This window comes from Pantoea sp. SGAir0430 (assembly GCF_043549295.1).
In genome coordinates, this window is record NZ_CP039427.1 from 2,779,183 (window position 1) to 2,790,389 (window position 11,207).

8 protein-coding genes are annotated in these 11,207 nt (G+C 59.5%); 2 read left to right on the plus strand and 6 right to left on the minus strand.

Features of this window, described 5'->3' with window-relative positions; genetic code table 11:
* Window position 1: 1 nt before the first annotated feature.
* Entirely contained in the window at window positions 2-940 is a 939-nt protein-coding gene (locus E7738_RS13205; protein ID WP_394515697.1) for a 2-dehydro-3-deoxygluconokinase, read from the plus strand.
* Between the two features lie 396 nt (window positions 941-1,336).
* Window positions 1,337-2,209, plus strand: a complete 873-nt coding sequence (locus E7738_RS13210; protein WP_058771051.1) for an alpha/beta hydrolase — start codon at window positions 1,337-1,339, stop codon at window positions 2,207-2,209.
* A gap of 134 nt (window positions 2,210-2,343) precedes the next feature.
* Here E7738_RS13210 and E7738_RS13215 read toward each other — a convergent pair whose 3' ends face one another.
* The 6 genes from E7738_RS13215 to bcsE form a co-directional block, all read right to left on the minus strand.
* Window positions 2,344-3,858 carry a M16 family metallopeptidase gene (locus E7738_RS13215; RefSeq protein WP_264249806.1) on the minus strand — a complete coding sequence of 505 codons (1,515 nt, stop codon included), beginning with the start codon at window positions 3,856-3,858 and terminating at the stop codon, window positions 2,344-2,346.
* Window positions 3,859-4,100: 242 nt separating this feature from the next.
* A complete protein-coding gene (locus E7738_RS13220; protein WP_031279619.1) occupies window positions 4,101-5,381 on the minus strand; it encodes a dicarboxylate/amino acid:cation symporter in 1,281 nt (426 codons plus the stop codon).
* A 232-nt stretch (window positions 5,382-5,613) separates the two neighbouring features.
* On the minus strand, window positions 5,614-7,626 hold the full coding sequence (gene hmsP, locus E7738_RS13225) for a biofilm formation regulator HmsP (protein WP_021507002.1): 2,013 nt from the start codon (window positions 7,624-7,626) through the stop codon (window positions 5,614-5,616).
* Window positions 7,627-7,830: 204 nt separating this feature from the next.
* A complete protein-coding gene (gene bcsG / locus E7738_RS13230) occupies window positions 7,831-9,468 on the minus strand; it encodes a cellulose biosynthesis protein BcsG (protein WP_125309552.1) in 1,638 nt (545 codons plus the stop codon).
* Window positions 9,461-9,649 (minus strand): cellulose biosynthesis protein BcsF, encoded by a 189-nt coding sequence (bcsF, locus tag E7738_RS13235; RefSeq protein WP_010617915.1) that lies wholly within the window; start codon window positions 9,647-9,649, stop codon window positions 9,461-9,463. Before bcsF ends, bcsG begins: the two co-directional genes overlap by 8 nt.
* Window positions 9,646-11,190, minus strand: coding sequence for a cellulose biosynthesis protein BcsE (bcsE, locus tag E7738_RS13240; RefSeq protein ID WP_394515698.1), 1,545 nt, complete (start codon window positions 11,188-11,190; stop codon window positions 9,646-9,648). Before bcsE ends, bcsF begins: the two co-directional genes overlap by 4 nt.
* Window positions 11,191-11,207: the final 17 nt, after the last annotated feature.

The window sequence follows — 11,207 nt, forward strand, 5'->3', positions numbered from 1 at the left end:
CATGACGCAGAAAACCATCGCCATTATTGGCGAATGCATGATTGAGCTGTCCGAAAAAGGTGAGAACATCAAACGCGGCTTTGGCGGCGATACGCTGAATACCGCAGTCTATCTGGCACGGCAGAGCGATCCCAGCCAGCTGCGTGTGGAGTATGTCACCGCGCTTGGCACCGACAGCTTCAGCGACCAGATGATCGCGGCCTGGCAGCAGGAGCAGGTGCACACGCAGCTGGTGCAGCGCCTGCCGGACAAAATGCCCGGGCTTTACTTCATCGAAACCGATGCCCACGGCGAGCGCACCTTTTGGTACTGGCGCAGCGATGCAGCCGCGCGCTTCTGGCTGGATAGCCCGCAGGCCGGGGCCATCTGTCAGCAGCTGGCGCATTACGACTATCTCTACCTGAGCGGCATCAGCCTGGCGATCCTGCCTCAGGCCAGCCGCGAAAAGCTGATGGCGCTGCTCAGTGCCTGCCGGCAAAACGGTGGCACCGTGATTTTTGACAACAACTACCGGCCGCGTCTGTGGGCGGATAGCGCCAGTGCGCAGCAGGCTTATGCGGCGATGCTACGCCACACCGATATCGCCTTTCTGACGCTGGATGATGAACACCTGCTGTGGGGCGAACAGCCGCTGGCGGACGTGATTGCGCGCACGCGCGCCGCCGGCGTGCAGGAGATTGTGATCAAACGTGGTGCTGACTCCTGCCTGGTGGCGCGCGGCGACGAGCCGCTGCGGGACATTGCGGCCATCAAACTGGCTCCGGCGCAGATTGTCGATACCACCGCCGCAGGTGACTCCTTCAGCGCTGGTTATCTGGCGGTGCGCCTCGCGGGTGGCAGCGTGGAGCAGGCCGCAGCGCGCGGCCATCTCACCGCCAGTACGGTGATCCAGCATCGCGGCGCGATTATTCCGCACAGCGCGATGCCAAAAACCGTTTAATACCGCACACGAGTGTCGCGCCGCGCTGCCTGCTACGCGTCGCGACAATTTCCCCTCTGCCCTGACGGCAAATTGATTATTACGCTGAAAAATATCACCGCGAAAATTTGGCTTAATGACGCAGATTCACCGGGCAATTTTTACTAATGACGCACGCCATCCAGCCGCCTCTCTGCCTGACGCTCACCACTTAAATGCCGCTAATCAGACTGATTTAAATTCAATGCATTACGACGATAAACCCGACCGCCAGGCATAGTCCGAAACTGGCGACGCCGGCGGTTTTCGGCTGGACGATCGCGCGAAAAAAGACCATGTTTTAATCAACCACAGCAGGAAGCTATCAGGTCGACCGCGAACACAATAACGACAACATGACTCGCTCAGGACAGATTTATGCACACAGAAATTATCAATATCTGGCCGCACGGCGACGCGCCAGGCGCGAGTGACTCGCGCGCTCAGCCGCAGATCGTCGATTTGGCCAGAGAGTTCGAACCTTACGACCGCGCCGCCACCGGTGTGCGCTGCCCGGAGATGGCGATCTGGCATCCGGAAACCTCAAACGGTATCACCCTGCTGGTGGCACCGGGCGGCGGGTATCAGCGCGTACTGATCGACCGCGAAGGCAGCGCCCTCGCCACCTTTTTCACCTCGATGGGCTACACGCTGGCGGTAATGACCTATCGCCTGCCGTACGACGGCCATCATGAAGGGCCGGATGCGCCGCTGGCCGATGCCCAGCGTGCGGTGCGCGTGCTGCGCGAGCGCTCACAGCGCGGCCTGAACGGAAAGTACATCGTGATGATGGGCTTTTCCGCCGGCGGGCACGTGGCCGCCAGCCTCGGCACCCGCTTTGGCGAAAAAATCTATCCGCTGCAGGATCAGGCCGACAGCCTGTCACCGCGGCCTGATGCGATGGTACTGCTCTATCCGGTCATCAGCATGCGCGACGGTCTGGCGCATGAAAGTTCACGCACCCGCCTGCTGGGCGCGTGGCCGGATCAGAAAAGCATTGAGGCTTATTCGCTGGAGACGCGCGTGCACGGCCAGACGCCGCCGACGCTGCTGATCCACGCCGCTGACGATGAGACGGTTTCCGTTAATAACAGCATGGTGTTTTTTAGTGCCCTGCGGGAGCACAAGGTGCCGGCGGAAATTCACTTTTATCAGAAAGGCGGCCACGGCTTTGGGATTCGTGGCGTGGCGGATCTGCCGCTGGCCAGCTGGCCGATGCTGGTGACCGAATGGCTGCGCGCAAAGACCTGATGCCCCTGCTACGTTGAACCGCAGCGGCGCTGGCGGCGCGCGTTCATCCCGGTCGCTTACGTAAGCTCCTGAGGATGAACAGCCGTGCCGCCTTGCTGCAGCGCACCTTATTGCGGGGATTCATGTGCCCTTTGTCATGACGAGGGTTGAGCCGCATCGGTCGCGCTCGCGCTGCCATTATTTTCGGGTTTAGCCTCGTCCGGGGTAGCGGCGGCGGCAGGCGCATCCGGAACCTTCATCACCTTGTCCCAGCTGTCCTGCAGCATCCTGACGTTGGTTTCGGGCTCACCCTGCGGCTGAATCAGCACCATGGTGAGCTCCTGCGTTAACTGCTGACGCAACTCCTGGTTGAGCTGGTCGCGCGTTAACTCGCTGAGAAACGCCTGACGCAGTTTCTGGTACTGCTCCGGCGCGATATCCACCACGGAATTCTGCTGCGAGCGCAGACGTTGCCCCATCAGAATATCGGTGTCGGTGCGCGCGTAGGTGGCAAACAGTTTGTTCAGTTCCAGCAGCTTTTGCGCCATCAGCGCATCAAACTCCTCCTGCGGCAGACCTTTGTCACGCACGGTGGCCAGCTCACGCGCCACCTGGTTCAGGTTCTGCGCCAGCGACGCGTTAGGCGAATCCATGTTAATGGCGCACTGCGCACGCTGATACAGCACGCGACAGTCGAAGCCAACCTGCACGCTTTGCGCTTTGCTGTCGGCCAGCGCGCGCTGGACGTGCCAGAACAGCGCTTCGCGCGCCAGATCGCTCTGCCAGTAGCGCTGCAGATTCTGCGAGTCGCGGATCGGCTGCCATGGCGTATCCCACACCAGCGACAGGCGATCCTGCATCATGCCGCCGTTAACCAGGTTGATTGGCTGATGCGGCAGCGGCGACAGCGTGGGCAGCGCCGCGGGCGCCACCCGTTTGCCTTGCAGTGGCGAGAACGCTTTGTTGATCTGCTCCGCCATGCTGCGGCTATCCACGTTGCCCACCACGTACAGCGTCATGCCGTCCGGCGTGTACCACTGCTGGTAAAAGGCATTAAGCTGCGCGATATCCACCGGCGCGCGCGGCTGTTCGCCCGGATCATGCGCCAGCATGGTCGACCCTTTCAGACGATAGCGCCACCACACATCCTGCGTATTGGGCGGCCAGGTCGCGATGGGATCGGTGGCGGTCAGCGCGGTCGACACCACCTGCTCATTGATGGTCATTTTACCGGCGGTGGCCGCCAGCCAGCTGAGCGCCTCTTTCAGCAGCTCCGGCCGGTTGTTCGGCAGGCTGAGATTGTATTGGGTGAAATCATAAGACGAGATGGCCGGCGGCAGCGGTCGCTGTGGATCCATCGCCTGTTGCCACAGTGCGCGCTGCTGATTGGTATCCAGCGCGGTGTTATGTACCATCGCCAGACGCGGTAAAAGATGGCTGAACCCGGTTTGCTGGGCGCTTTCCACCAGCGAACCGGTATTAACTATCAGGCGCAGCTCGATGCGATCGCTCGGACGTTGTGGTGTGGTCAGCAGCTGCCAGCTGAAACCATTGTCCAGTTTGCCTTCCTGCCAGGCGGGATCAGGCTGAAGTGTTTCGGCGTGGACGCCGAAGCCAGATGCCGCAAGCAGCCATCCGCCAACCAAAAGCCGAATTCTGGTGCCCTGCATGTGAACCCCTACTCAAACAGATAAACGCTCGTGCGCGCCATAGGCGGCCGCTTTTCAGCGAACCACGGCGGCAGGCTGCCGCCACGTTTATTCAACGACAGACTCTTTGACCACAGGAAGGCCAGGATGTCGCGCGACGAGGAAAAAAATCGGGAAAAAAATCAATGGGGTTATTATGCAAATGCCCGCTGTCAGGGCAAGCGACAGCGGGCATTTCACGGCAAATTAACGCAAATAGAGGATTACGCGCTGGTCTGTGAAGCGTTATTGACCTTTTTCGCTGAAGAAAGCGTCGCTTTCATCTGCGCTTCATCCAACTGGCCGACCCACTTCGCCACCACCACAGTCGCCACACCGTTACCCACCAGGTTGGTGAGCGCACGGGCTTCCGACATGAAGCGGTCAATGCCGAGAATCAGCGCCAGACCGGCCACCGGCAGATGTCCCACCGCCGACAGCGTAGCCGCCAGCACGATAAAGCCACTGCCGGTCACCCCTGCCGCGCCTTTGGAGGAGAGCAGCAGCACCACTAACAGCGTGATCTGGTGGAAGACATCCATGTGGGCGTTGGTCGCCTGAGCGATAAACACCGCCGCCATGGTCAGGTAAATCGACGTGCCATCGAGGTTGAACGAGTAGCCAGTTGGAATCACCAGCCCGACCACCGATTTCTTACAGCCCAGCTTCTCCATCTTATCCAGCATGCGCGGCAGCGCCGACTCGGAAGAAGATGTACCCAGTACAATCAGCAGCTCTTCTTTGATGTAGGCAACAAACTTAAAGATGTTGAAGCCGGCCCAGCGGGCAATAATCCCCAGCACAATCACCACGAACAGTACGCAGGTGATGTAGAAGCAGATAATCAGCTGACCGAGCTGCACCAGCGATCCGACGCCATATTTACCGATGGTGAACGCCATGGCGCCGAACGCACCAATCGGCGCCAGACGCATGATCATGTTGATCACGCCAAAAATCACCTTCGAGAAGCTCTCGATGACGTTGAACATCACGGTGCCGGCGTTACCGAGGCGATGCAGCGCAAAGCCAAACAGGATAGCGAACAGCAGCACCTGCAGGATGTTACCGCTGGCGAAGGCACCGACCACGCTGTTCGGGATCACGTCCAGCAGGAAGGCAATCACGCCCTGCTGCTCAGCCTGCTGCGCGTAGACCGCAACCGCTTTGGCATCCAGCGTCGCCGGATCGACGTTCATCCCCGCGCCCGGCTGGATCACGTTGACCACCACCAGACCGATAATCAGCGCGATGGTGCTGACAATTTCGAAATAGAGCAGCGCTACTGCGCCGGTCCGTCCAACTGCTTTCATGCTCTCCATGCCGGCAATACCGGTCACCACCGTACAGAAAATCACGGGGGCGATGATCATCTTGATCAGCTTAACGAAGCCATCGCCAAGCGGCTTCATTTGCGCGCCTAACTCAGGGTAGTAGTGGCCTAACAGGACGCCGATGCCGATGGCAACCAGCACCTGAAAGTAGAGGCTTTTGAACAGTTTCATAACAGGTGTCCAGGTATAGACGGCATTCACCGCCATTGTTATGGAGAAACGCATGCGGCAAGCCGCCTGGAAGCGTATGACCTTACCGATGGCGAGGAAAATAACACTCTGTTAACAGGATTAGTATACCCTTACATTCCTTACAAAAGTTACAAAACTCTAACTATGAACTGAAACGCTTCAGCACCCCATAACGGTGCAATTCTGCAAGGAAAATCAATAAATAAGGTGATTATTCAGACGGTGACGAGCTGGCCAGCCAGCGCTGGTTAAACACCGATAACGGCAGGGCTTCAGCATATAAATAGCCCTGTCCTATAGTAATTCCGCGCGCCAGCAGCCAGTCGCGCTGCTCGGCGGTTTCGACGCCTTCGGCAATCACGTCGAGGTGAATGATATCGGCAATTGCCGCCACGATGCGCACCATGGTGTCATCATCCGGCAGCGCGGCGACAAAACTGCGATCCATTTTCAGCTTATTGACCGGCAGCGCTTTGAACTGATGCAGGTAGTTGAGGTTGGAGTAGCCCATGCCGAAATCATCCAGCGCGACCGCCACCCCGGTTTGCTGCAGCGAGCGCAGCAGCGCCATCGCCTGTTCAGCATCGCCAATCTGCGCGGTTTCGGTGATCTCCAGCACGAAGTTACCCGGCGCAATGCGGTGGCGCTCCAGCAGCCCCTGCAGATGGCTCACCACGCTGGCATCGCGCAGCTGTACTGCGGAGATATTCACGCTGAGCGGCAGATTGATGCCGTGGCGCTGCCAGCCAGCGATAATGCGGCACGCCTCTTCAAATACCCAGCGGCCGAGCGCGGAGATGACGCCAATCTCTTCGGCGCTGGCGATGAACTCTTCGGATAAACCATAGCTGCCGTCCGGCATTCGCATGCGCAGCAGCGCTTCTGCGCCGGCCAGCTCGCCGGTGGCCATATTGATTTGCGGCTGCAGATAGAGCGCAAACTGGCCATCCTGCAGACCCTGCAGGATGTCGTGCTCTTGGGTTAAGCGCTTCTGCGCCCGCTCGGTCAGCGCCGGGTCAAAGAACAGAATCTGGTTTTTACCCTGATGGCGCGCCGACATCATCGCCGACGTGGCACGCGCCAGCTGTTCGCCAGCGGACACGGTGTTGTCATCATGCAGCGCCAGGCCAATGCTGGCGTTGGGGCGCAGCTGCAGCTGATACAGGTTCACCGGCTGATTGATGCGTAGCATCAGGTTGCGCGCCAGCCGCATGGCGCGAAACGGGTTGTGCGCACGCTTCATCAATAGCGCAAAGTCGCTCGGTCCGGTCTGTGCCAGCAGCGTATGGTCATCAATGGTGCTGCGGATTTTTTCCACCAGCGTCAGCATCAGCGTATCGCGCTGCTCATCGCTCAGGACGCCATTGGCTTCCTGCAGGGTTTCGATACGGATCACCATCAGCCCCCACGGCTGCTGGCTGTGGCGATGACGGATGTGCTGATCAAGCAGCGCCAGAAACAGCGCGCGGTTGGGCAAATCGGTCACCGCGAAATGGGTGGTCAGCCGGCTCATCTCATCGTGAATCGACTCCAGCACCTGCTGGTTGCGGTTGTAGCTGCGAATCAGCATGCCGATCTCATCGTCGCGATGATTGTGCGGCAGCGCCAGCTTATGAGTGAGAATGGCGGGCGGCGGCAGCTCCTGCAGCTCACGCGAAATATTACGCAGCGGATGCACGATCAGCCGGTTGATACACCAGCTGATCGCCACGGACAGAATCAGCGCCAGCAGCAGATAGGTAGTGATCATGGTGGACAGCGTGCTGAGCAGGAACTGATAAACGCGCGACGAATCAGCCTGCAGCACCAGATAGGCAATCGGCTTCGGCAGCCCGCTGCGCTCGACCGAATAGAGCGGCAGCGTAATCTGCACCGGCAGTTCGAACAGCCGGGCGACAAAGCGCGGCACCGGTTTCTCCGGCGCGAAGTCGGCGTGCAGCGCCTGGAAGGCGTTCGGCAGCACCACATCGGCGCGCGACAGAATGCCCGCCGGCTTAAGGGTATTCAGAATGCGTTCGGCCTGCGGGATATCGGCTTTGAGCACCGCTTCGGACAGCGGCTGGCGCACGGTATGCGCGACGTTCTCCATCTGCTGGGCGTAATCCACCCTGCGCTGCTGCACAAAATGGAATAACTGGATGACGATAAAAATACAGATGGTGACCAGCGCCACGGCGGACACGGTGGCCATCTGCTTTATCGTTAACGAACGACTGACGCGCAACAAAACCTCTCCTGGCCGCCGGGGGCCGTGACAGTTGCCGGAATGCGCAGCAAGTATATCCCAGGTCAGCATTTTTTTGCGCCGGGATAAAGGCGAAAATCACGCAACTGCCCCGCTTTGCGCGCTGTTTCAGCATTTTGTCAGCCATTAGCGGCGCAGAGACAAAACGGTGCGCGCCAGCCCGCACCGTTTGCCGCTCAGGTTTTACTGCGGATAGGCTACCCAGTCGCCGCCGTTAAGGCGAATCCACGGTTTGCCCTGATACATCATCACGACGGCGTTATCATTTTCCGACACCACTGGCGTCTGCGGCAGGTTATCCGCCAGCACCGACATGTTGACATTCGGTGCGTTAAACACCTGACCGTCCACCACCCGCGACACCAGCTCGGAAATCGCCAGCAGGCTGACAGGCGTATCGATGGTCAGCGGCTGGCCCTGATGCGGCGCTTTCATGCCCACAAATTTAATGCCAACCGGCACGTGGGTGATGCCCGGGCTCGGAATGTCGCGCAGCCCGGACATCTGCATTTTATCCCCCTGCAGTGCCGCACCGTGCTCCGGCACCACCAGTACCATCACCCGGCGTCCCGACTTCTCCAGATTGGTCAGGAAGCTATCGAGCTGGTCGAACAGCACCCGTGCGCGCGGCTGCCACTCGGCGGTGCGGGTGCTGCCCAGCTCGCGCGTACCGTCGTGCAGCGGAATCAGGTTGTAGAAGGTGGCGCTGCGCGCATCGCTGCTTTTGCTGCGGTCATCAAGCCAGCGCTGCATCAGCTGTCCGTCGTTGTACACCGGCGAACCATCAAAAGACGTCAGCTCTGGCGCAATCCCGGCCTGCGACATCAGCGGCGCCTGCATGTTGCCGTCCTCGCGCAGCTCTTTCAGGTAGTTACCGAACACGCCGGTATGGTCCATCATCAGCTGCTGCTTAAAGCCAAGCTTCGCCAGATTATCAAACAGATAGCAGCGCTGGTCGGTGGCTTTATACAGGTTACTGTGTGAGGTCTGGCCGCAGCTGGCGCGCAGCAGGCGAATACCGGCCGGGCCGCTGTAGCCGGTGGCGGAGTTATAGTTGTTCAGCACGATATCAAAGTGCTTCCACAGAGGATGGTCACGCAGCTGCGCCACATCAATGTCCGACCACGCCAGCGAACAGATGTTGATCACCAGAATATCGAACGGCTGCGAATCGGCGGGCAGCGCATCCGGGAAGTGCGTGACGCGCTGGCGTTCGCTGTCGTAAAAGCGATTCAGCCACGCGGTGAGGTTGGCGCTGGTGGGCGGCGCGCTTTGATCGAGTCCCGCCGCGGCCGGGCTGGCGGCCGGTTTGTCATTCAGCGCCACCGGCGGTGCGGCGGCTTTGCTGGGCAGCAGGCTGACCGCCGGGCCGGCGAGCGTCAGCACGTTCAGCCAGATCAGCGCCAGTGACACCAGCACGGTGACGCGAATCCACTGCGCCACGAACAGGTAAATCACCAGCAGCACAAAGGCCGCGCCGATCATCTCCCAGTTAATAAAGCGCTGCAGCAAATCCAGCAGATAGGCCGGCGAGAATCCCGCCACCTGGCTGCCCTGGCTGAGCAGCGAGTTCAGACCCGGTAGCCAGGTATCGTGCCAGAACAGCGCGAAGCCAATCGGCAGCGAAACCCACTGGCGCAGACGATGCAGCCGCGCTGATGGCAGCGGAAACAGCAGCCACGCCAGAAACACCAGATTACTCAGTGCATGGAAGTTGAGATAGCCGTACCACAACAGACCAAATTTGATCAGAAAGTAAAAGTTCCAGCCGCCGAGGCCGCGCCAGCGCGCCGCGTGCAGCGTCGAAGGTGTGTTATCCATGTTTATCCGTTTTGGTCGATTGGCGTTGCCACTGCCCTTCCGATTTGAGGGCGCGGGCAGGTAACAGGCGCATCAGCAGGCTGGTGCTGCGCTGCGGCAGCCAGCGTCGCCACAGCGATTTCAGGAACAGCAAAATCAGTAACAGCAGGATCGCCACCTGCACACCATCCATCAGCGTCATACGTGCGGTTCCCCGAGGTCGATGATGATCGGCTGCGGCGTCTGAGGGCCGCGCGGCGCGGCCGCTGCCGGCGCGGCAGGTTGCGCAGCGGCCGGTACCGTGAGCGGTTCGAACTGCGACACCGGCGTCAGCTGCCGCACTTTATTCACCTCCGACAAAATCTGATTGTCGGCAAACCACACCATGCGGTTGCTGAACAGCTCGTCGTGCGGCAGGGAAAATATCGATTTCAGGGCAATGTCCAGGTCGTTAAAGCGGCAGGAAGAAAGGAATAAATAGAGCCGATCGTCGACCAGCGTCACCAGGTCGCCAAAACGACGCGGTTTACACAGCGTCAGCACCTGCGGCGGCGACAACTGCGGCACCGGGCGCAGCGCCACCATCAGCCCTTTGTCGTTTTCCGGCAGCAGCGTATTGTTCATCAACTGCTGTACCGCCGCACAGAAACGCTCCAGCGGCAAATAGCCTTTCTGCTGCAGCGGCTGTAGCGCCTGCACCAGCGCCGGCAGATCGGCCGGCACGTGGCGGGTAAACTGCTGGCCCTGCACGCCTTCCAGTGCAGTCAGCAAGCGCGACAGCGGCGCCGCCGTCGGGACAATGCTGTTAACGCCGCACGCCAGCAGCAAACGTTCATCGCTGTAGCGCAGGCTGGTACCAAGTTCCCGCACCACGATTTTCAGCGCGTTGCCGCGCGATCGCCGCAAACCATGGACCATGCTCGCCAGAGTCGGTACATCCTGATTATGGGCCAGGCTAAAGATGACCGTGGCGGCGTTAGCCTGCTGCGCGCGCGCATACACGCTCTCGTTATCGCTGAACAGTTGCCACTGCGCGGAAAGCGGCGGCGCCCCTTCCAGCACATCCTGCTGGGCCAGAAACTGGTTTTCATCATTGAGGCTCAGCGGCTGCGACGCGGCAGCTTCAGCCTGCGCAATAAACTGATTATCAATACAGTTCAGGCGGATAGCGCGGTCGGCCAGCAATTTATCGGCGGAATACCACCAGTTAATTCGATATTGCCAGCTATCCTGCTGAAATTCTAAATGAGCGACACCATCAAGCTGACGAAAATAACGCTGCAGATGATTTCGCAGGGGAATAATTGCGGTTCCGCAGGTGATCATTAGCAGCGTCATTTGTTTTTTTAACAGAACCCGGCGCAAGCCTTTTATCCACACGGTTAGTTCATTCGGGGATAATTTGTTCCACAGCGCCGCCTGACTATAAAACATGACCAGACCGCTACGTTTATTCATTACGCGCGCCATATCGCTGGCCAGATGTTGCAGGCTGGCTTTATTGGCAGGCAGCGAAAATAAGGGAATACGCGCCGGACCGCCGGGCGGATCGGGCGTTAACAGCGCCTGCGGGGGTTCATCCGCGCTCACCAGCGTGGCCGCCTTTTGCTGGCTAACCACCTGACGTAACAGCGTTCGTGCGTCTTCGGGCCGCTGGCAGGTTATCCAGTAAAATCCCGGCGACTGCAGGGCGATTAATTCCTGTTGTACCTGCTGCAGGCCAAGCGTATAAAGATTTTTCATATTAGCGTCGCGATCTG